Raw genomic sequence first — 21390 nt, 5'->3', positions numbered from 1 at the left:
ACGAGGCAGCATTGCCTCAAATATGCAGAACAACCACGCTGTTGGCTGCCAAACGGTGGCAAAACGTGTCCCGGGTTGTTCGAGTTGCTGTGCTGTATATGCTGATAATACCACACAAAAAGTAGAAGGGCTGCGTCATTACGAACGCAGCCCTTCCACGGGGTTGTGCCTTGCGGCAACAATTAGTTCAAGGTAACGCCAGTGGTGATGGTACCATCGGCCAAGCCCTTCTTGATTTCGTCAAGTTTGGCTTTAGCGTCGGCTGGCAAAGCTGATTCTGCATCGTGGAATGGAGCGTAGTCGATCCCGCCGTTTGCAGCGTTGCCCAAGTACAGGCCGCCAGCGAACTTGCCATCAACAACTTCCTTGACCACATCGAACACAGCGTTGTCAACGCGCTTCATAGCGCTGGTGATCAACATTGGGGCTGGGCCTTTTTTGAAGGTGGTGTTGTATTCGTCTTGGTCAACGCCAATCACGAATACATTGTTGTCGGCAGCGGTCTTGATTGCGCCTGAGCCAGTTTGGCCACCAGCACCGAAGATTACGTCTGCGCCTTCAGCGATTTGAGTCTTAGCAGCTTCGCCGCCAGCGGTTGGATCGGTGAATGAGTCGATGTAAACTTTGCTGACTTGGATATCGGCATTGACGTATTTAGCGCCAGCTTCGTAGCCAAGCACAAACTTCTTGACCGCAGGAACTTGTTCCTTACCGCCAACAGCACCGATTTTGCCGCTCTTTGAAACCATTGCGGCCAAAGCGCCAGCGATGAATGCTGATTCGTCTTCTGAGAAGACCAAGCCCTTGACGTTTGGCAATGCTGGGTCGTAAGCGAAGTCAACGATAGCAAACTTCAAGTCAGGGTACTTCGAAGCAGCAGCTTTGATTGCATCGCCCATCAAGAAGCCTACGCCGATGATCAAATCGTAGCCTTGGCTAGCGAATTGTTCAATGTTCTTTTCGTAGTCTTTTGGATCGATGGTTTCGATGTAGTCGATCTTTACGCCAAGTTCGGTTTCGGCGCGTTTCAAGCCTTCGAACGCGAATTGGTTGAAGGTACCGTCATCGACTTTACCAACGTCGGTAACCAAACCGATTTTGATGTCGCTTGGGTTGCTTGCACCAGTGGTTGCTTCGGCGGTTGCTTCAGCGGCTGGAGTAGCGGTTACTTCGGCAGCAGCGGTTGGTTCGGCAGCAGCAGTTGCCGTTGGGGCAGCGGCTGCGGTGGTTGCGGTAGCCGCTGGAGCTGTGGTTGCAGCGGTTTCGGTGCCACAAGCAGCCAACACCGGAATCATCAAGACCAACAGCATCATGAACGCAATCATGCGTTTGTTCATGGGAGGAACCCTCCTAAAATAAAAGTGTATCTGTAGCTCCCCAAAAACATGTTACCCGCAATGCGTGGGGAATGGTGACATGCATTGGCGTTGATTATAACATAACACGGCGCAGTATAAAGTATGAGGGATGAATGGTGGCTATGGGCTATGGGCTATCGGAGATTGATTGGAAACGCCAAAAGCCAAAAAATATTTCGCAATCGTTTAGAATTGGTTGGCAAATGTGGCAGTATAGTAAAGAACATAGACCAAAGAGCATAGAACTTAAAGTTTGGGGATCGGTTGTTGGGGGCGGGGTTTGGACGATATATTTTTGAGTTTGAATATTTAACGATCTTCGCGATCTTCGCGGTTTCAAGCTTCGTGATCTTCGTGTCCTTCGTGGATCATAATCCTGATACCTCGCTATAAAGGAGCATGCATGGATGATTTACTGGTAATTGGTGGCGGCTCGGCGGGGATTACCTTTGCAAAATTTGGCGCTTCGTTGGGGGCAAAAATTACCGTAATCGAGGCCAATAAGCTCGGTGGCGATTGTACTTGGACTGGCTGTGTGCCAAGTAAAAGCTTAATTCACGCTGCCAAAATTGCTCATACCACGGCCACTGCTGCCCGTTATGGGATTAGCTCCCAGCCAAGCATCGATTTTGCCGCAGTGATGGGCTATGTGCACTCGGTGCAGCAGCAAATTTACCAACACGACGATGCGCCTGAGGTGCTGCGCCAAGCGGGCGCACGGGTGATTGAAGGTCGTGCGCGTTTTTATGATGATCAAACTGTCGAAGTTAATGGCGAGTTGCTGCGGGCTAAGCACTTTTGCATCGCGACTGGCTCGCATCCCAAAATTCCGACGATCCCTGGGTTGGCTGAGGCGGGCTACCTTACCAACGAAGATGTTTTTTTATTAGAAGCACTGCCCAAGCGGATTGTTGTGCTTGGTGGTGGGCCGATTGGCTGTGAGCTAGGCCAATCACTATTTCGCTTGGGAGCAGAGGTGACAATCATTCAACAAGGCCCACGCCTGTTGCCCAAAGATGACCATGCCATGGGCGCGGCCTTGGCTCAAGCGCTTAAAGCCGAGGGCTTGCAGATTTACCTCAACACCAAAACCCTTAAGGTCGAGTTGGAGGCTGGTGCAAAACAGCTCACGATTCAAACTGCCAATAACCAACCTCAAACCATGGTTGCTGATGCAATTTTAGTGGCGGCGGGCCGTACCCCGAATTTGCATAATTTGGGTTTGGATGCAGCAGGCATTTTGTATGATCCTGAACAACGGATTCATGTTGACCACTATTTGCGCACCAGTAACCCACAAGTGTTTGCCTGTGGCGATGTGATTGGGCGCTATCAATTTACCCATGTGGCGGCGCAAGAAGCAGGTTTAGTGCTGCGCAATGCGCTTTTTCCAGGCCAAAGTGCCATGAAATACGAATTAGTGCCGTGGGCAACCTTTACCGACCCCGAAGTTGGCCATGTGGGCTTGAATGAAGACCAAGCACGGGCCAAGTATGGCAGCAGCTTGCGGGTGTATGAGTTGCCATGGAGCGCCAACGATCGTGCTCGTACCGAGGATGCAACTCAAGGTTTTACCAAAATTTTGGCGGTTGGCCGCAAAGAACAAATTGTCGGCGTGCATATTATCGGCCAAGGCGCTGGCGATATGATCAATGCAGCGGTGTTGGCGATGGGCACAGGTGTCAGCGCCTCAAAACTCGGTGGCTTGATTAACGTTTATCCAACCCGCTCACAAGGCCTCAAAATGACTGCCCAACGTTCGTTTACCCGCTGGCTCGAAAAACCATGGTTGCAACGCACGTTACGCTGGTACTTTCGCTGAGTCGAAGCTAAAGGCAAAGCCGGTTGTAACAAGCTAAGCATAAAATCCAACCGCTAGAGCATTTGGCTGCTAGCGGTTGCAAATGATTCGTTCACAGTAGTAGTTATGGTTAATTTAGAGCGTAATTCGGTGATAGATTGTTACTTTATATTGTTGATCGGTGGTTTCAAAGGTGATGGCGTAAATCCCTACTAGATCAAGATTGTTGGTACGGAACGCAACATCGCGAGCTGCATTCCCATCACCATCGACCGTTACCTTGAATCGAGCAGTACTAATTGCGCCATTAGGAGCTGTAATATAGACCGATACAATTGAATTTTGCTCAAAGCCATAAGCGCCGTAATGGAATACTTGGCCAATTGGGCCAGTATCAGGGTAGGCGTAGCCATTTGGTGACGAAGCTGGAACCACGCCATAATCGGTTGTTGGTGGTTGGGCAGGCGTATAAAGTTCAAAATAAGCGACACCACTTAATGTTCCACCCTGAACCGTCACGCCATATACCCCAGGTTTGGCATTGGCTGGTAATGCCCCAACCAGCGAAAATGTGCCATCAGCCTGGCTGCGGCTATTGCCAATCACCACAGGGAAGGTTACAACTTCGCCATTGGGTTGGGTTACATAAGCAAACATGGTTTGATTTGGCTCGAATTTGCCTGAAACCTCAAACAGCGAGCCGCCCGCCACACAGGTTTCAGCTAGACTGATTACGCTGGGAGCCGGAAAAACCGCAGTACAACGTTGTGGTTCTGGGGTTGGCACAGGTGTTGGAATTGGAGTTGGTTGTGGTTCAACAATTGGTTGAAATACCTCTTTGCCCAATAAACCCAACAGCACTTTAAATTCATCGGGATTGTTGGGATGCCACTCGAAACGCGCCCGTTCAAACCATTGCGTCATCACCGTATCGCCATTGGCATTGGTTTCCATTTGAGGCGCGGTGAGTGGTAGGCCAAAGAGTTGTAATGAACGCGCATAACGATCCAAACCTGGTACGGCTAAGCCATGATTTTGCCAATATTGCTTAAATCCAGCACTCGACGTTTGATCACAAACATTATGGCCAGTTTCGGCAAACCATAAACAACCATCAATTGGACCTGATTCTGCTGCTTCGGGTTGGCGATTAAGCAGGGCTAAACGTTCTTTGCCGATCAGGCCTAGCTGCACTTCATAGGGTGTGTTGGCATTGGCTGGCCATGCTTCGAGCCGATGGCGCTCTGTCCATTGCAAACTATGATCGCTTTGCACAGTTGCAGCACTAATTGGATAGCCAAAAACTGGCAAGGCTCCATTTTCTTCCCAATAGTCAGCAAACGGATCATTCAGACAATATTCGGTGGCTTGGTTGAAACACAACTCATGGGCCGATGCAGCGCGTGGTAACAAACTTAGCGCTAGCAAGGTTAGCGTACTTATGATAATTCGACGCATTATCAAATCTCAACGAGGGGATTGCTAGTAGCGATCAGTGGCTCCCTCATGACCACTGGTCTACAGGTCGATTATAGCATCGCTACCAGCAGTAAGTCTAGCAGTTTATGGCACGGCAACCCCAAATGCGCCCTTGGTTAGTTGCTGTTCTACACCAGTTTCAACATGAATTTGCCAAACTCCGTCGCTGCTATTGTTGAGCAGATATTGGCTATCGCTCGACCAGAAGGTTAACGAGGCAGCATATTGGTCAAAATAGGGCAATACATTCAAAAAAGGCCCACTTGGCACAAACGATTTGAGCCGTTTAACTTGGCCCGATTCGACATTCAGCACTTCCCAATGCACTTGTACCCCAGTTTGAGCTTGACGACTAACTTTGACAATTCCAGCATCGCCGCTGGGGCCGCGTGGCCGCGCATCGGCAACCAACAAGGCCACCGAACGCCCATCTGGCGACCAGAAAAACGCTAAGGGACGGGCGGTTTCGAAACTTTGGCTTTTGCCGGTAGCTATTGTTTGAATCATCAAGCCTGAGCGGGTTTGCAAGCCAAAGGTTTGGTAGGCCACTTTGGCACGATCGGGCGAAAGCACAAACATAAAGCCATCGCTGGTTGGTTCGCTCAAGGCTTGTTGGCCGACCTGATCAATCTGCATCAGTTGATTGATTTCGCCATCAGCCACTACCACCACCCGCGCCGAGCCATCAGCATTCCAAGCAGGAGCTTGAAAATCACCAGCGGTTTCCTTGAAAAAGGTCAAATCTTTGGATTGAACTGAGTGGACTGCCGTGTTGCCAACCGGAGTGCCGCCGCCCGTGTGCAACAGTAAAGCACTGCTATCGGGCTTCCAAGCAAAATACGATGGTTGTCCATCACGCACTTTATGCGCTACTTCGGAGCCATCAGCGGGCACAACATATAATTCCATGGTTGTGCCCGACGCTAAAAAGGCCAGCATTTGGCTATTGGGCGACCAAGAAAGATAAAACGGGCGCAGATTAAAATCGCTGAAAACTGTGCGAGCTGGACTGCCATCGAAGGCCTGCACCCGAATTTCGATCACTGTGGGCGTTAGTTGAATATAGGCTACGTGTTGTCCATCGGGTGCAGGCGTAACCTGAATATATTGGATGATTGATGAGGCATCATTCGTCAACGCCAATTGTTGATTATGACCATCGATCAGTTGAATATTGCCAGCTTGATCTTGTACGAGGGTTCGATTGAGCTTAACTGCTGGTTGATCGCGTTGCCACCAGCCGATTCCAACCGCCAAACCGAGGCCAACAACTCCACCGATTAACAGTAGCCAACGAATGCGTCGTCGCATGACATCGCCTCCTATTAAGTTGTACCGCTCAGTGAATCCCCAATTAGTCCACTGAATAGTATAGGATTAAGCCTATCACGAATCGGCTTACGAGCCACTTAACTAGGCCTTTTTTAACCTAGGACTATTGCGCTATTTTGGGCTGAACCTATGTTTTGTTTGAGCTATCCAAAAGTCGTGCTATTTGCTATGAGGCTTAGCAATAGCTTGTGCTAAAGTTGCAACACCGCTGAATTGAGCTTACAAATACTGATTATTCCTAGCGAAGGATTGTTGTGATGCTTGCTTTTCAACCTAGCAACCAAGAATTAAATGAAGCCGGCCTTGTTGCTGGGTTGCGCCAGCGCGACGATGCAGCCTTTAATTATTTTTTGCAAACCTTCGCACCTCAGATGCAACGTTTGGCTCGGCGCTATGTTTACTCCGATGATGAAGCTGATGATATTGTGCAAGAGAGTTTTATTCGCGCGGCTGAGCATATCAATCGCTTTGAAGGCCGTAGCAGCCTCGGCACATGGCTGCATCGCATTACGATCAACGCTGCGCTCGATTATCGCCGTCGCCAACGACCCCAAACCAACTTGAATGAACTCGATGAGCGCATGAGTGTTAGCGATTTGGGCGATGCCACGCTTTCTGCTGAATTAAGCCAATATATTTATGCAGCACTGGAAACGCTGCCAACCCGCCAACGCATGGCGATCAATTTGTGTTATTTGCAAGGAATGACTGCCCAAGAGGCCTCATGCTCGCTGGGAATTAGCCCCGACACCGTGTATGGCTATTTGCAACAAGCCTACCCTACCTTGCGCCGCGCCTTGGCCTGCTACATGGCCGAAGCTTGAAACACCTTTTTGCTTAGGGCGTATAGCTGCTGCAACATCCATCTGGCGGCAGTTCCCGCAAGGAGGTGTCCTATGCAAATCACACTTATGGTGATGTTGTGTGTCGTTGGAGCACTCGCGCTGGTGCTGGGGGAAGCCCATATGCTGCGAGTTCCAGCTAGTAGCCAATCAATTTCCCTCTATACTTGGCGATTGGCAGTCTATTTGATGTTAATTCTCAGCACATTAAGCATTATTGCGGTATTATGATACCGATGTGCTGATATCCATCGGCTCATTGCCCGCCAGGCAATGGGCTTTTTTTTGACAAAAAACCATTTATTGAGATATTATCTCTTTTATAATGAGATTAATATCAATTAGCTAAGGATTTCAATTCAATGCGTCGATATAGTTTAGGGTTGTTGCTGGTGTTGGTGGTTGGTTGTGGCCAAAGTACAGCCACAGTTCAGCCAAGCCAAGTTAGCCAAAGCCAACAACAAACCACTACCGCTGATCAAATCATGCCAACGGCAACCGCAATTAGTACCGCGCCAGTCAGCCAAATTCGTGTTGTTACAACCATGAGCATTCTGGCCGATGTGATCAAGCAAGTTGGTGGCGAACGAGTGATTGTTGATAATATTATTCCCTTGGGCGCTGGCCCCGAAGATTATCAAGCTACGCCTGGTGATAGCCAAAAAATCGCCGATGCCAATATTGTGTTTTTCAATGGCCACGCCCTTGAGGAATGGCTCGAACCTTTGTTTGAAAATGCTGGGGGCAGCGAGCAGCCACGGGTTGAATTATCGGCTGGCTTTGCAGTGATTGAAGAACACGCCGATGAAGAACATGCTGACGAAGAACATGCCGATGAGCACGCTCACGAAGAAGGCAACCCACACTTTTGGCTTGACCCAACCTATGTGATGTCGTATACCCTGACGATTCGTGACCAACTTAGCGCGGTCGATCCCAGTGGCAAGGATGTCTATGTGGCCAATGCCGAAGCCTATCTTGGCCAATTGCAAGCGCTCGACCAAGAATTACAAGGCTTGGCCGCCCAAATTCCGGCAGAACGGCGCAAACTGGTGACCAACCACGATGCCTTTCCGTATTTTGCCCACCACTATGGCTTTGAAGTTGCTGGCGTGTTGTTGGATAACCCCGAAGCCGAGCTTTCGGCTGGTGATTTAGCGGCCTTGGTCGAGAGTGTCAAGGCCAGCGGCGTGCCGGCAATTTTCTCTGAATCGCAGTTCAACCAAAAAACTGCCCAATTGCTGGCGGATGAAGCTGGGATTGAAACAATTGCGGTGTTGTATACCGACACTTTAGGCAGCGATACGGCAACTTCCTATATCGACATGATGCGGTACAATATGAATACTATTGTTGCTGCGCTCAAATAACGCACACTTGATGTATGGCAGTAGCTATAGGAACAGCAGCGGCTGTTGCCTATAGCTTCTTGCGTTAACGAAGGATTTTTCTATGGCAGCGGTTGCTTCCCAAGCGCATATTCGGCTTCAATCGGCCACCAGCCTGTCCCCAGCGCTTGAAGTTCGTCAACTTAATATTCGGTATGATCAACGCACGGTGCTCAGTGATGTGTCATTTCAGGCCCAATCAAGCCAATTAATTGGGATCATCGGCCCCAACGGTGCTGGCAAAACCTCGTTGATCAAAGCAATTTTAGGCTTAATTCCTTCAACAGGCCAAATTTTGGTGGCTGGCCAAGCTTTGGCCAAGCGTTCGCGTAAAGTGGCTTATGTGCCGCAAATTAGCGCGGTCAATTGGCGCTTTCCGGCTAGTGTGCGCGATGTTGTACTGATGGGGCGCTATGGCCAGCTTGGTTGGCTGCGTCGCCCGAAAAAGGCCGATTATGCCCTCGCCGATGCCGCGCTTGAACAAGTCAATATGCAAGATTTTGCCGAACGCTCAATCGCTGATCTTTCGGGTGGTCAACAACAGCGAGTCTTTTTGGCGCGAGCATTGGCCCAAGAACCCGATGTCTTGTTGCTCGATGAGCCAATTAGTGGCGTTGATGTGCCAACTCAAGAGGTAATTTTGCATCTGCTGCGCGATTTGAGCAGTGCAGGCCGCACCCTGTTGGTGACAACCCATCATTTGCAACATCTTGAACATCATTTTGATGCCTTGCTCTGCTTGAACCAGCGCCTGATTGCCTATGGCCCGCCCACCGCCATTATGACCCGCGAAGTGGTTGAGGCTACGTTTGGGCGTTCGTTGGTTTTAGTGCCAAGTGCCGAGCGCATCATTCTCGATTGCAATCATGGTAATTGCACCGAAAAACAGACTTTGATTAACCGCGACGGATCAGCGAATAATTAATGGATTGGTTGCGATTGGGCTGAAATTAGGCCCTCACCCCCTTGCTCTCGCACGCGAGGCGAGGGCGAGAGGGGGCAGATACTTCGCCTGATCCGTGGGAGAAGGCTTGGGATGAGGGCGTACTAAATACCGATCCCCGACCCCCGTCAACCGATCCCCAACTCAAAAAAGGTTCCCAACCCATGAAATGTACCGATTTTTGGAACTGTGTCGTGGTTCCTTTACAATTTGCGCCGACTCAACGCGCCCTGCTTGCCGCGATCCTAATTGGAATTTTGTGTTCAGTAGTCGGCGCATTTGTGGTGCTGCAAGATTTATCGTTTATTGGCGATGCCTTGGCTCATGCCTCGTTTCCTGGGGTGGTGATTGCCTCAATGCTCGGCTGGAATATTGCGCTGGGCGGGGCGATTTTTGGTGTGGCTACCGCCTTAGGTGTTGGCTGGATTACTCGCCGCTCCAAAGTTAGCCTTGATACCGCTATCGGGGTGTTGTTTGCTGGCATGTTTGCCTTGGGCATTTTCCTGCTTTCGCGTGATCGTGGCTACAATAAAGAGCTATTTGGCTTGTTGCTTGGCGATATTCTGGCGGTGCGCCAGAGCGATCTCTGGACGATTGTTGGCGTTGGCGGATTAATTTTGGTGGTGATTGCAGCGCTCTACAAAGAATTAGTGCTCATGACCTTTGATCGCACTGCGGCTGCGGCTCAAGGCTTGCCAGTAGGCTTCTTGCACTATTTGCTGCTCAGCATTATGGCGATAACGGTGGTGGTGGCAATTCAAAGCATCGGGATTGTGCTGGTGGTAGCGATGTTGGTTACGCCTGCGGCAACTGCTTCGTTAGTAGTACGGCGCTTTTGGTCGATGATCGTTTGGGGTTCAGTGCAAGGCCTGATTGCGGCAACGATTGGGATTTACGTTTCAGCCTATATCGACGGCGTACCAACTGGCTCATCGATTGTTTTGGCCCATACAGCGATCTTTTTGCTGGTATTGGTGCTTGCGCCACGTAAAAATGCTTTAGCTGGCCTGTTTCAACGCAAAGTTGCTGACTAACTAGGTATAATCGTTGCTCACACCTGAATTAGGCCCATGCTAACGATTTAGCATATTCCACATGCATTGATTCTTTGGTAGGATACGATCTTACTATCACGCATGAGGACTGCTTATGGCCGATTTAGCCTTGAACCACGATCAAATCCTTTTAGGTGATTGTCGTGATGTTCTTCCATTATTGCCACCAGCCAGCGTTGACCTCATTTTCGCTGACCCTCCCTATAATTTGCAATTGCGTGGCGATTTATTACGCCCCAACATGACGCATGTTGATGCAGTTGATGATGATTGGGACTCGTTTCGCGATTTTGCTGCCTACGATGCATTTACTCGCGCTTGGCTGCAAGCATGTCAGCGTGTTTTAAAAGATAATGGCACAATGTGGGTAATCGGTAGTTATCACAATATCTATCGGGTTGGTGCAATTTTGCAAGACCTTGGCTTTTGGATTTTAAATGATATTGTCTGGATTAAGCGTAATCCAATGCCAAATTTTCGTGGTGTACGCCTAACTAATGCTCATGAGACATTAATTTGGTGTGCTAAATTGCCAGGTCAGAAGTATACCTTTAATTATCATGCCTTACGCCACCTGAATGATGATAAACAAATGCGCAGCGATTGGGAATTTCCGCTGTGTACTGGCAACGAACGCCTGCGAATCAACGGCAACAAAGTGCATAGTACCCAAAAGCCCGAAGCTTTGCTCTATCGGGTGTTGTTAGCAAGCTCAAATGTCGGTGATGTGGTGCTTGATCCATTTTTTGGCACGGGCACGACGGGCGCGGTAGCCAAACGTTTGGCCCGTCACTACATTGGCATCGAGCGTGATCCCAGCTATGTTGAAGCAGCGCGAGGCCGGATTGCCGCGATTGAGGCGCCTAGCAGCACCGGTGCCTTACAAGCCTTGCCGAGCAACAAACGGCGGATTCCACGGATTCCCTTTGGCAATTTGTTGGAGCATGGTTTGTTGCAAGCGGGCCAACAATTATGGTTTAACCGCGATCCAAACTTAGTTGCCACGCTGTTGGCTGATGCTTCGCTGCGCATGGCCGATGGCACACGCGGCTCAATTCACAAGCTTGGCACAATTTTGACAGGCCAACCAAGTTGCAATGGCTGGGAGCATTGGTTTTTTCAGGCGAGTGATGGTACTTTAGCCTCAATTGATTTGTTGCGCCAAGAGGTGCGGCGTTTACGCGAACAAACTCCTAGCGCCGATGATTTAAGTGAGTTATGACGAACAATCTTGCTGAGGCAGTTCGAGCACAGGCTGCTCAATTAGGTTTTAATCTGGTTGGTATCACCCCTGCCCAGCCATCACCAACTTTAGCTGCCTACCAAGCTTGGGTTGAAGCCGGAATGTATGGCGAGATGGGCTATTTGGCACGGCCTGATCGCCAAGCGCGTCGCCAAGATTTGAATGTGATCGTGCCGAATGTGCGTTCGTTGATTATCGTGGCGCTGGATTATCGCACCCAGCCAATTCCCGCTAGTTTGCTGAATGACCCCAGCCGTGGCCGGATTGCCGCCTATGCTTGGGGCATCGATTACCATGATCTAATGACTCCACGTTTGCAAGAACTGGCGAATTGGCTGCAAACCCAAATTGCCGAGCCAGTTCAGCAGCGGGTCTATGTCGATACTGGGGCGATTTTAGAGCGTTCGCATGCCCAGCAGGCTGGCTTGGGCTTTATCGGCAAAAACACCATGCTGATTAGCCCACGGCGTGGCTCCTTTTTCTTCTTGGGCGAAATTCTAACGACCTACGAATTTGCTGATTATGATCAGCCTGCCCCGCCGACGATGTGTGGCTCGTGTAGCCGCTGTTTACAAGCCTGCCCAACCAAGGCCTTCCCCAAACCGCATGTGCTTGATGCTCGGCGCTGCATCTCCTACCTGACGATTGAATATAAAGGCTCGATAGCGCGTGAGCTCCGCCCGCAAATGGCCAATTGGATTGTTGGCTGTGATGTTTGTCAGGATGTGTGCCCGTGGCAGCGTTTTGGTGTACAAAGCCAAGAATCAGCCTTTTTTCCAATTGATCATGATCGGGCAGCTCCGCCCTTGGCCAGCCTTTTGACCTTAGATCCTGCTGGTTTTGGTGAGCGCTATGGCGAGGCCGCGATTAGTCGGCTCAAGCGTGATCGTTTGGTGCGCAACGCTTGTGTGGCAGCAGGCAACTGGCGCGACCCCGCGATTTTGCCCTTGCTAGCGCCCTTGTTGCACGATGCCAGCAGCCTTGTGCGTGAGCATGCCGCTTGGGCGATTGGCCGCAATTTCGATGATTCGGCCATCGCATTATTGCAACAAGCCCTGCAAACTGAGACCGAGCCAATCGTGCACAACGAATTGCTGCAAAGTTTGCAAGAACACTAAATTAAATACGGAAATTTGCCTGATCAGCGAAATTGCAAATGTCACAAATTGTGCTTTAGGGGGTGCAGGGGGATGAAAACACCCTGCGTTCCCCGCCTTGAGGCGGGGCGGAGGGGTGGTGATCTCGGTAAAACAGTTATCCTAGGAATTTGCCTCAAATCGTTTTGCTAGACGTTACGTAGCGGATCTGCTATTATCCATGGGCTTTTGTTGGCTTGTGGAAGAATTGCAAACGATGGAAAAACAGCAGACTGAAGGGCAAAAACAGGCTTGGTGGCGGCTTGGCTTGGGCGGAGTATTGTTGGTGCTTATGCTGGGCTTGATGTGGCCAGCCTTTGAACGGGGCTTGGCGCGGCGGCCTGTGCTGAACTTGCAAACCCCCGACGATGGGCTTGAAGGCACATTATTGCACGAAGCCCAACTGATTCGACGTGATCGCTCATTGTATCGCCCGATTGTGGCCGAAGAGTTTATTTCGGCTCCCTATACCCCTTTACACCCGATGCTGCTTTCGTTTATGCCGTTTGATCCTGCGCAGCCTTTTACGGCAGGCCGTTGGATTTCACTGCTCTCAATGCTGGCGATTGGCCTGATCATCAGTCTGTTTGTGGCTAGCCATACTCGCATTTGGCTGTTGGGTTTAGCAGTTGGGGCGTGTTGGCTAGCCTTTCCGCCAGCTCAATTATGGGCCTTGCGGCTCAAGCCCGATTTGTTTGCCTTGAGTTTTACGGCCTTGGGTTTGCTCTTGGCTAGCGGGCGTGAAGGGCGTTGGTTTGGTTGGGCGGCAGTTTGTTTTGGCTTGGCGTTTTTAGCCAAACAAACCTTGGCAATGGCTCCGCTGGCAGTTGGGCTTAATTTGCTGCTGCACGATTGGCGCAAAGGCCTAAAATTTGGCACAATTGCCGTTTTAGCAGCAGGTCTGCCCTATCTCGCGTTGGATCTTGTGACCGCTGGCTGGGCGACGCGCCACATTTGGGGCTTGCACCGCTCGGAGTGGTGGAGCTTTGATCTGATGTGGAAATATGTGCGTTTGCTTGGCTGGTCGTTGCCTTTGGTTGGCTTGGCGCTGCTTGGTTTAGGCTTGCACTGGCGACATTATGCCATGCGCCAAGCGGCCTTGTATGCGACGCTGGCTCCAATTTCGTTGTATGGGGCGGGCGAAGTTGGGGCGCACCATAATCATCTTTTAGAAACAATGCTCGCTTGGTGCTTGGCTGGTGGTTTGGCGGCTGGTTTGCTGATTAACCTTGGTTTGACTAAGCAAGGTTGGTGGCGGGCAGCGATGGCGCTGGCGATTAGTGGTTTGTTGCTGCAAGGCTGGTGTTTACGTCAAACCCCCAGTTGGTATGGGGGCGAATTTGGCATTCTCGATATGGCGCGATTTGTGCCCTATATTCAATCGAAGCCCGGCGATGTATTGCTCGATAACCCAGGCTTGGCGATTGCGGCGGGCAAACCCTTGATTTTCGATGATCCATCGACGATGGGGCCTGCGATTGAGAGTGAGGTTTGGCCAGCTGATGGGTTATATGAGAGCATTCGGCAACGCCGTTGGAGCTTGATTATGTTGCCGTTTAATGTGCAAACCGATCGGCGCGATGCGACGGGACGCTGGACTGAAGAGAGCATTCGACTGATTGACGAGCATTATCAACTAGAATTTGCCGATATCGTGTTTACCTACGTGCCAAAACCCTAAAATGCAATTGCCACCATCCCCTCCGAGACGGTGGCAATCCTTTTTTTACAAACAAAACACTCTAACCAAAGGACCCGCGGATACGGTTCGACAGCTTCAAAGCTAAACAAACTCCTAATTGTTATGGCTAAGCGAAGCGGCTGCCTGCCGAGGAGACCCCTCGCAGGGGCTGGGCTTGCTAGCGTTCCTTGCGGCTGACCTTAAAATTACGGTTATTGTCACATCACGCAAGAACTATAACAATGCTTCACATTGATAGCCGAGCAGCAGATGGGTGTTCGTCGGTGATCAGTCACCACCAGCCCGAGCCACGTGCATGTCTTTGTGCGTTTCCTCATAACAATAATTAATGAATGTGTTAGTTTCGACGCACCACCGACTATTTCCAGCGGCCATTCCGTTGGTCGATAGCGGTGACCAATGTGGGGTTTGGTTTGATTTGTTTAGGTGCTGTTCCCGCTGAACCGTATCCATACGGGTTACACTGTTAATATACTGGGCAGGCTGGTTAACTACAAGCGCTTCATCGCTGTTTTACGATGAAGCGCTAAAATGGGCAATTTTTGGCTTGGAATGGCTTGAGTTAAGGCAATTGTGTCAAAAATTAATTAAGAAAAATACCTAGGGTCAATTATTTAAAAATGAAAAAAATACCTAGGACTAAAAAGAAGGTCACAACTGCGATCAACACAAACTGGAGGGTTGTCGTAAATTTTGCCCGCGATGAGCTGGCGAGATCATTGCTGGCTTGAATGCCAAGCGTTGATGAAGCTGCCGCATTTGGTCGATTAACCTCGATCGGTTTAGCCTTAGGAGTACGTTGTTGGGGCTTGGTAAACTGATCGGCCAACAGATCTTCGGATGGCTCAGGCAATGGGATGGTAAATTGGCTGGGGGTACGGCGTTGCAGCGCATGTTGCAATTGGCTGACAAATTCGCCGACCGATGTTTGACGCTGGTTCGGATGCTTGGCCAAGGCTTGTTCGATAACTTGGGCAATCGCTGGCGATATACTTGGCACAACGGTTTGCAGCGGCGGAATTTGCTCTTGCAAGATTTTTTGCACCAACTGCGGTGAGGCCGTATCAGTGCCAAAAGGCCGTGAATTGGTGAGTGTTTCGTAGAGTACCAAGGCCAGTGAGTAGAGGTCAGAGCGCGGCGAGGCTGGCACTTCTTGCATAATTTCTGGGGCCATGTAGGCGATTGTGCCAGTTACATTGCCGGTTTTGGTAAGCCGAATATATTGAGCGGTGCTGGCGATACCAAAATCGGCTAAAACAGCTTGGCCATTGTTGCGGAACAGGATATTGCTGGGCTTGATATCGCGGTGGATAATCCCCTTGCTATGGGCATATTCCAAGGCATAGCCAATATCGATGCCCATCTTGATCACATCTTCGACGGCGAGCGAGCTAGCGATCATGCGCTCCAACAACGAACCATTTTCGATATATTCGAGCGCAATAAAATAGACCTCCTCGTCTAATTGGGGGTGGGGTACGGCCCCGGTCTCATACGATTGGACAATATGCGGGTGATGTAAAATCCGCACGGCATCGGCCTCGTTGAGGAAGCGGGTTAATAATTCACCGACGTGGATCAGCATCGACGGTAAGACTTTGAATGCGGTTGTGCCAAACTGTGGATGTTCAGCCTTGTAGACAACCGCCATGCCGCCTTGGCCGATCTGCTCAGCTAGATGATACTCCCCAAGTTGAAGATTACTTAAGTTTTGCATAGAGGGCCACCTAATGCTAAACATAGCTTGTGATCATAGACAGAGCGCACTGGCAGGTGCGCTCTGTTGTTTGGGCTAATCGACTTCCGCCACGCCTATGGCCCTGTAACGGGGGTTGGTGGTAGTGGCGGCGAGGTTGGTGGGCGTGGTGTATTGGTTGGTGGTGGTTTTGGACAGCCATTCCGTGATGGATCGCCTGGTTCGGTTGGACAATTATCGACGTTATCAGGAATCGTATCGCCGTCGGAATCAGGGATTGCGGTTGGCTGTGGAACATCGGTTGGAGCAGGACAACCGCCATTTGGCCCAGCTACATTCGGACAAGGATCATTTTCATCGGCAACCCCATCACCATCACTATCAACTGGTGCTGGTGTATTGGTTGGTGGTACAGCCGTTGCTTGTGGTGCAGTTGGGACAACATTGGTTGCCCGTGTCCGTGGGGTTGGTGATTGTGGGCGGGCGGTTGCGACAACTGCATTCGATGTGGCCGAGGCTACTGGTGTATCAGTTGGCTCAGGTGTTGGGCTATTTTCTGGGGTTGGGGCCAAGGTGCTAGTCGCAACTCCTGGGTCAACCACCACAACTGGCTGAGTACCAATGGGTGTTCCTTCGCTGGCACTTGCGCTCGTGGCAGTTGCCCCGCCATCGGTGGTAACAATCGCACTTGATGTGCCATTATTATCGGTGGTAGTGCTAGCATTGCTGCTAGAGAGCATATACACACCAATCAGCACCAAGCCTAAAATTCCACCACCGATGCCAGCGATTAAGGCCTTCTTTTTATTGTTATTTGGCCGATTAACCGCAAATGTACCTGAGCCGCCGTCAAAGCCGAGATTAGGCTGAGAGTTAGGGCCAAGATTTTGATTGACAGCGGTGCCAGGTCGGGCAACCTCGATCGGACGAGCATTGACCGTGCGATTGGGTCGCGAGCTTGGCCCACGTAACGGGTTTTGGCCAGTTAGAGGTTGGTTGACCCCCGATAATGGTTGATTGACCCCCGACATTGGCGCATACATTTGAGTGCTCTCGCCAGTGAGCGCCATATTGGTTCCGCTTGGTGCCCCAACCGACTCAGGGGTGTAGATCTGCGTCCCATCATGCGGTAATGCCGCATTAACTTGAGACCCTCCAGCCATTGGTAGGGGCTGATTGGCTCCGCTCAATGGTTGATTAACCCCGCTGAGTGGTTGATTGATATGGCTATTTGGGCTGCTGACTGCTGGAGGCGTATAGATTTGGGTGCCTTCAACAGGCAAGGCCATATTTGCGCCACTAGCTGGGCCTGCCAAGCCTTGGTTGGGCTGTGAAACAGGCACATTGACGGCGCTAACAGCACCAACCACTGGATTGAAAACTTGCGTGCGTGTTGAATCGCCTTCAGAGCTGCGTTCAGTTCGGCTCCCACCTGGTCGGGCAATTGGAATCATGGGCTTGCCATGGGCATTCAATTGCACATCGGGTTTGGTTGCTGATCGTCCAAATTTAGCCTGTTTGAGTGCTTCAACAAAATCAGACATATTCTCGAAACGGCGTTCCGGATCTTTGGCCGTGGCGCGTTCGATAATTTGGGCGGTCAGTGGTGGGACATGGGGGGCTAGCTCACGTAATGGCGGCAATGGAGTACTGATAATTTTACTTAATGCAACAGCGATATTTGCATGCATGTTGGCATAGGGGTTTTTGCCCGCTAAAGCTTCATAGAGAATCAAGCCTAATGCGTAAATATCGGAGCGAGCATCAGCAATTTGGCCTTCAGCAATTTCGGGTGCAGTATAGGCGACCGTGCCTGCAAAACCGCCAGTTTTGGTCATACGAGCCTCATTGCTGACGCGGGCAATCCCGAAGTCGGCCAAGACTGCATGACCATCGTGGCGATAAAGAATATTGCTAGGCTTGATATCGCGGTGGATAAACTGCTTGCGGTGTGCATAATCTAAGGCCGAACCAATATGCAAGCCCATCTCAATTGTTGGATTGAGTTGCTGACGGGGCTGGGTATGCAAGCGTTCGCTAAGTGTGCCACCGCCAATAAATTCCATAGCAATATAATGGATTCGTTGGCGGGTATTGTTTGGGTCAGGAATATCACTGGCTTCGTAGAGTTGCACAATATGGGGATGGTGCAACTCTCGAATCGCCCGTGCCTCGAGCATGAATCGTCGGAGCGTGTCGGTATCGTGGGCGAAATAGGGTGGTAACACTTTAAAGGCTACCGAGCCATAATCGGGGTGCTGCGCGTGATAGACGAGCGCCATCCCGCCGCGACCTATTTCATCCTGCAAGGTATACTCGCCCAACTGGGTATGTTCAAACGACTCCATAGCAGCATCCTACAACGAAAACAGCGGAAGACCGCTCTCTTCAGTACCAAAGATTAATATTTTTCGACAACTTCGTTGCTGCCCCATTATCACACTATTCGGCAGCCTTGACAAGCACTAGCACCTTAATCAGCCATTGGCCCATTTATGGGTTAAGCGGGCTGCTAATTGAGGTGTAAATATTGTAACTGGGCTTGGCGCTTGAGGCGCTTGATGACCCCCACAAAACCCGTAAAAAGTAGGTTGTTCCTTGTTTTAAGCTGACTGCAATTGTATCTGGCTCTTGGCCTGGTTGTAGTGAGCTTGTGATTGGTTGATAACTACCATTGACCAATTCATAGAGGAATATATCCATATTGTGGGCGGCTGGATTGGTCGTATTGGTCATGGTGATGTTAAACAGATATTCATAGACTGGCGACCCATCAGCATAGATCCGGTAGTAATCTGACTCGCCTTGAACTTCATTCAGAAAATTACTCGAACAAACGCTCCCACTATTGAGTGCTCCACCTAAGAAGCCTGCTGTCAGCGGATTATCGTTTTGATCTTCGGCAGTATCGCAACGAGCACTAACGCCCCGCACTTGAGGCATTGCATAAAGGCGTTCATAGATATCAACGGTTGCGTTGGCATTGCCTTGGAGGGTAAAACCAGTAAATCCATAGAGTTGAACTACAAAGGTTTCTTTGCTTTCAACTAAAACACTGTTAACTAATGGAATTTGAATATAGGTAAAGCCTTGACCAGCAGGCACGCTGACCGTGATATCACGGGCGGTAAAATCAGTTCCGGCCCCGGCACTGCCCTCAATTGTGCGATAACTAAATGAATTGAGGGTCGTATTGCCAAGAAATTTAACTTGCAACCACACCGAAAGGCGTTTCTCAGAGGCCATAATTGTGGTGCTGCCCCACTGAATTGTGCCTATCTGCGGCGCATTTGATTGGGCCGCCTGCTCTGGTTGGGTAACTGGTGGCGGCGGCGGTGGTGGTGTTACTTCAACTGTTTGAGCGTTGGCTTGAGGGTTAATTTGGAACAAGAGACTTAGGAAACAACAAACAGCTAGATAACGAACAATATGTTTAGCAGAATAGTGACGCATATACGAATTCCTGTCCTACACACTGAATATTAAGATGACCTATCTAAACTCTAGCCGAGCAACTCTCATAAAGGCATGTAGTTGCTTAAGGAACATTGGCCTTTAGCCGATAGTAGGGGTCTTTGCTGCCAGTTTTGCTCACAAAATAGACCCGAATCAAATAGCGTGAGCCAGCGCTGATGCTTGCCGATAATCCCTCGGCTTGTTGGCCTGTGTTTGTCGATTGTTGCATAAAGGTGTAGTCGTTACCACCATTATGCACATAGAGATACAGATTATAATCATGCTGATCGGGGGTTGTATTGAGCAGATCAATATCGACCCGACCATTTTTTGGCGCAATAAAGTAATAGTAATCGGAAGCTTGAACTGGTTCGTTAATGAAATGGTTATCACACCAACCGCCATTGGGATTGATCATCCCAGCAGTGGCAGGTAGATCGTTGGCCGTGCCACTTGAGTTTAAACATGATTGGAGATTGCCAACCATGCCCCCAAATTGACGACTACGCGAAATCGTTACTTCAGCCTTTACTTCTCCTACTACATCAATCCCATTCGTGCGGGAATTCAGTTGTACAAGAAATGTTTCATGGTTTTCGTAATAGTTATTGTTATAAATTTCTATTCTGATTAATCTAACTCGAGTTTGACCACTGATGTTGAAATTATTCCCCATTGTGCCTTCGTAATCTGATCCAGTATAGGCGGTAACACCTTGGGTATTATATCGAAGGTCAATATCAACATTATCAGATGGGTTGGCTCCATTGACCACAACTGCTAACCAAACACTGACCCCTTCAGTGGTTGAAACCTTGGTACGTTGCCACGAGACCGTAATCGCTTGAGGGGCTTCAGGGCTAGCAAAACTACTCGTGATGAGCATATGTTGAATGAACAAGAACATAAGAATAAAACGAGACCACCGCAGCATCCTAACACTCCTTTGGATAATTAGTTGGGGCATGCTAGCACCACTGGGGAGCTAGCATGCTTCATAAACTCTACGCTCCTTGTTGATGCACTTATTGGGCCGTTGCACTCAATTGATAGATCGGGGTAGCGGTTCCTGTGCTGGTAACCCAGTAAACCCGTGCTAAATAAACAGTATTCGCTGTTGCTGCGAAGCTAATTGAATCAGCAATTTGAGCTTGATTGGTTGATTGTTGCATGAACTCAAACGACCCATCGGTGAGTTGGCGATAAAGATAGAGGTTAAAGTCATGTTGGTTCGGCGTTACATTTTCTAATAACAGCCGTAACGAGCCATTGGTGGCTTGGCTCAAGAGATAATAATCGGAATCGCTAGGAATTTCATTGGCAAAATCGCTCTGGCATGTTCCACCATTAATTGCCAAAAGCGCTCCATTCTTAGGCGTGTTATTGATTGGCTCGGCGACATCGCTACACCCTTGGAAGTCAGCGAATGCAGGATAGAATTTTTGAGTCTTGGCAATTGTAACGGTTACCCGATTGCCCATGCTTGGGTCAATTTGAGCTCCTGCTACCGAGATATCAATAAAAAACGTTTCAAGGCCTTCGTTATTATTGCTATCCATGTTGGTATCAACTTTGATATATTGGACTCGTTCTGCCCCCTTCATCGCTACGGTACGAGTGATTGGTTGATTATTGCTAACCAAGGTTAAGCTTCGGTTATAGTCAGCGGGCGATTGAGCTGTCCCATTATAAACTTCATAGGTAACCCCAATATCGACCGAATCACCTGGATCGATGCTTTTGACGCGTACCGCTAAAATGAGGTCTTGGCCTTCAATTACGGTTGCAGCTATTTGATCCCAACCGATCACCGGTGGGGCTGCTAGTGCATTCGGCTGATCGATGGTCGGTGCAGCTGGCAACTTGAGGCCTTGTTGGGCATGACTGCTTGGTTGCAGCATGAGGCTTAGGCTGATGAACAATATTACTAACAATAGACGCTGAAACTTCTGCATTGTA

The 21390-nt window shown here is 49.8% G+C and carries 17 protein-coding genes; 9 read left to right on the top strand and 8 right to left on the bottom strand.

The features are described 5' to 3' along the window. Positions 1-182: 182 nt before the first annotated feature. A complete protein-coding gene (locus LCH85_21295; protein ID MCA0354537.1) occupies positions 183-1337 on the bottom strand; it encodes a BMP family ABC transporter substrate-binding protein in 1155 nt (384 codons plus the stop codon). Positions 1338-1761: 424 nt separating this feature from the next. Here LCH85_21295 and LCH85_21290 point away from each other — a divergent pair, with 424 nt between their 5' ends. Then, the gene (locus LCH85_21290; protein ID MCA0354536.1) at positions 1762-3180 is read left to right on the top strand and encodes an FAD-dependent oxidoreductase; all 1419 of its coding nucleotides are present in this window, start codon (positions 1762-1764) and stop codon (positions 3178-3180) included. 114 nt (positions 3181-3294) lie between these two features. On the opposite strand, the gene LCH85_21285 is transcribed toward LCH85_21290, so the two are convergent. Further along, entirely contained in the window at positions 3295-4617 is a 1323-nt protein-coding gene (locus LCH85_21285) for a hypothetical protein (protein ID MCA0354535.1), read from the bottom strand. A 105-nt stretch (positions 4618-4722) separates the two neighbouring features. Further along, positions 4723-5949 carry a hypothetical protein gene (locus tag LCH85_21280; protein MCA0354534.1) on the bottom strand — a complete coding sequence of 409 codons (1227 nt, stop codon included), beginning with the start codon at positions 5947-5949 and terminating at the stop codon, positions 4723-4725. A 278-nt stretch (positions 5950-6227) separates the two neighbouring features. Between LCH85_21280 and LCH85_21275 the strand changes: the two genes are divergently transcribed. The 8 genes from LCH85_21275 (at position 6228) to LCH85_21240 (ending at position 14258) form a co-directional block, all read left to right on the top strand. Next, positions 6228-6794: an RNA polymerase sigma factor gene (locus LCH85_21275; protein ID MCA0354533.1), complete on the top strand. Its 567-nt coding sequence runs from the start codon at positions 6228-6230 to the stop codon at positions 6792-6794. 72 nt (positions 6795-6866) lie between these two features. After that, positions 6867-7043: a hypothetical protein gene (locus LCH85_21270; GenBank protein ID MCA0354532.1), complete on the top strand. Its 177-nt coding sequence runs from the start codon at positions 6867-6869 to the stop codon at positions 7041-7043. Between the two features lie 131 nt (positions 7044-7174). After that, a complete protein-coding gene (locus LCH85_21265) occupies positions 7175-8182 on the top strand; it encodes a metal ABC transporter substrate-binding protein (protein ID MCA0354531.1) in 1008 nt (335 codons plus the stop codon). Between the two features lie 82 nt (positions 8183-8264). Continuing rightward, the gene (locus tag LCH85_21260) at positions 8265-9125 is read left to right on the top strand and encodes a metal ABC transporter ATP-binding protein (protein MCA0354530.1); all 861 of its coding nucleotides are present in this window, start codon (positions 8265-8267) and stop codon (positions 9123-9125) included. 182 nt (positions 9126-9307) lie between these two features. Then, positions 9308-10177: a metal ABC transporter permease gene (locus LCH85_21255; GenBank protein ID MCA0354529.1), complete on the top strand. Its 870-nt coding sequence runs from the start codon at positions 9308-9310 to the stop codon at positions 10175-10177. A gap of 115 nt (positions 10178-10292) precedes the next feature. Continuing rightward, positions 10293-11420 (top strand): site-specific DNA-methyltransferase, encoded by a 1128-nt coding sequence (locus LCH85_21250; GenBank protein ID MCA0354528.1) that lies wholly within the window; start codon positions 10293-10295, stop codon positions 11418-11420. Further along, on the top strand, positions 11417-12559 hold the full coding sequence (gene queG, locus LCH85_21245; GenBank protein ID MCA0354527.1) for a tRNA epoxyqueuosine(34) reductase QueG: 1143 nt from the start codon (positions 11417-11419) through the stop codon (positions 12557-12559). The genes LCH85_21250 and queG overlap by 4 nt, the downstream gene beginning before the upstream one ends. Positions 12560-12794: 235 nt before the next feature. Next, positions 12795-14258 (top strand): glycosyltransferase family 39 protein, encoded by a 1464-nt coding sequence (locus LCH85_21240; GenBank protein ID MCA0354526.1) that lies wholly within the window; start codon positions 12795-12797, stop codon positions 14256-14258. 631 nt (positions 14259-14889) lie between these two features. Here LCH85_21240 and LCH85_21235 read toward each other — a convergent pair. The 5 genes from LCH85_21235 to LCH85_21215 all read right to left on the bottom strand — a co-directional run bounded on the left by LCH85_21235 (position 14890) and on the right by LCH85_21215 (position 21386). Beyond that, positions 14890-15996 carry a serine/threonine protein kinase gene (locus LCH85_21235; protein MCA0354525.1) on the bottom strand — a complete coding sequence of 369 codons (1107 nt, stop codon included), beginning with the start codon at positions 15994-15996 and terminating at the stop codon, positions 14890-14892. Between the two features lie 95 nt (positions 15997-16091). Beyond that, the gene (locus LCH85_21230; protein ID MCA0354524.1) at positions 16092-18323 is read right to left on the bottom strand and encodes a protein kinase; all 2232 of its coding nucleotides are present in this window, start codon (positions 18321-18323) and stop codon (positions 16092-16094) included. A gap of 145 nt (positions 18324-18468) precedes the next feature. After that, the gene (locus LCH85_21225; protein MCA0354523.1) at positions 18469-19428 is read right to left on the bottom strand and encodes a hypothetical protein; all 960 of its coding nucleotides are present in this window, start codon (positions 19426-19428) and stop codon (positions 18469-18471) included. 85 nt (positions 19429-19513) lie between these two features. Beyond that, positions 19514-20365: a hypothetical protein gene (locus tag LCH85_21220; protein MCA0354522.1), complete on the bottom strand. Its 852-nt coding sequence runs from the start codon at positions 20363-20365 to the stop codon at positions 19514-19516. A gap of 91 nt (positions 20366-20456) precedes the next feature. Next, a complete protein-coding gene (locus LCH85_21215; GenBank protein MCA0354521.1) occupies positions 20457-21386 on the bottom strand; it encodes a hypothetical protein in 930 nt (309 codons plus the stop codon). Positions 21387-21390 lie beyond the last annotated feature (4 nt).

This window comes from Chloroflexota bacterium (genome assembly GCA_020161265.1).
GTDB lineage: Bacteria > Chloroflexota > Chloroflexia > Chloroflexales > Herpetosiphonaceae > Herpetosiphon.
This window is presented reverse-complemented; position numbering and strand designations above follow the sequence as displayed.

Coding starts and splice junctions, on each gene's coding strand:
- LCH85_21255 (MCA0354529.1), top strand. CDS start 9,308: ATGAAATGTACCGATTTTTGGAACTGTGTCGTGGTTCCTTTACAATTT.
- LCH85_21215 (MCA0354521.1), bottom strand. CDS start 21,386: ATGCAGAAGTTTCAGCGTCTATTGTTAGTAATATTGTTCATCAGCCTA.
- LCH85_21240 (MCA0354526.1), top strand. CDS start 12,795: ATGGAAAAACAGCAGACTGAAGGGCAAAAACAGGCTTGGTGGCGGCTT.
- LCH85_21250 (MCA0354528.1), top strand. CDS start 10,293: ATGGCCGATTTAGCCTTGAACCACGATCAAATCCTTTTAGGTGATTGT.
- LCH85_21225 (MCA0354523.1), bottom strand. CDS start 19,428: ATGCGTCACTATTCTGCTAAACATATTGTTCGTTATCTAGCTGTTTGT.
- LCH85_21270 (MCA0354532.1), top strand. CDS start 6,867: ATGCAAATCACACTTATGGTGATGTTGTGTGTCGTTGGAGCACTCGCG.
- LCH85_21230 (MCA0354524.1), bottom strand. CDS start 18,323: ATGGAGTCGTTTGAACATACCCAGTTGGGCGAGTATACCTTGCAGGAT.
- LCH85_21295 (MCA0354537.1), bottom strand. CDS start 1,337: ATGAACAAACGCATGATTGCGTTCATGATGCTGTTGGTCTTGATGATT.
- LCH85_21260 (MCA0354530.1), top strand. CDS start 8,265: ATGGCAGCGGTTGCTTCCCAAGCGCATATTCGGCTTCAATCGGCCACC.
- LCH85_21275 (MCA0354533.1), top strand. CDS start 6,228: ATGCTTGCTTTTCAACCTAGCAACCAAGAATTAAATGAAGCCGGCCTT.
- LCH85_21290 (MCA0354536.1), top strand. CDS start 1,762: ATGGATGATTTACTGGTAATTGGTGGCGGCTCGGCGGGGATTACCTTT.
- LCH85_21265 (MCA0354531.1), top strand. CDS start 7,175: ATGCGTCGATATAGTTTAGGGTTGTTGCTGGTGTTGGTGGTTGGTTGT.
- LCH85_21285 (MCA0354535.1), bottom strand. CDS start 4,617: ATGCGTCGAATTATCATAAGTACGCTAACCTTGCTAGCGCTAAGTTTG.
- LCH85_21280 (MCA0354534.1), bottom strand. CDS start 5,949: ATGCGACGACGCATTCGTTGGCTACTGTTAATCGGTGGAGTTGTTGGC.
- queG (MCA0354527.1), top strand. CDS start 11,417: ATGACGAACAATCTTGCTGAGGCAGTTCGAGCACAGGCTGCTCAATTA.
- LCH85_21235 (MCA0354525.1), bottom strand. CDS start 15,996: ATGCAAAACTTAAGTAATCTTCAACTTGGGGAGTATCATCTAGCTGAG.
- LCH85_21220 (MCA0354522.1), bottom strand. CDS start 20,365: ATGCTGCGGTGGTCTCGTTTTATTCTTATGTTCTTGTTCATTCAACAT.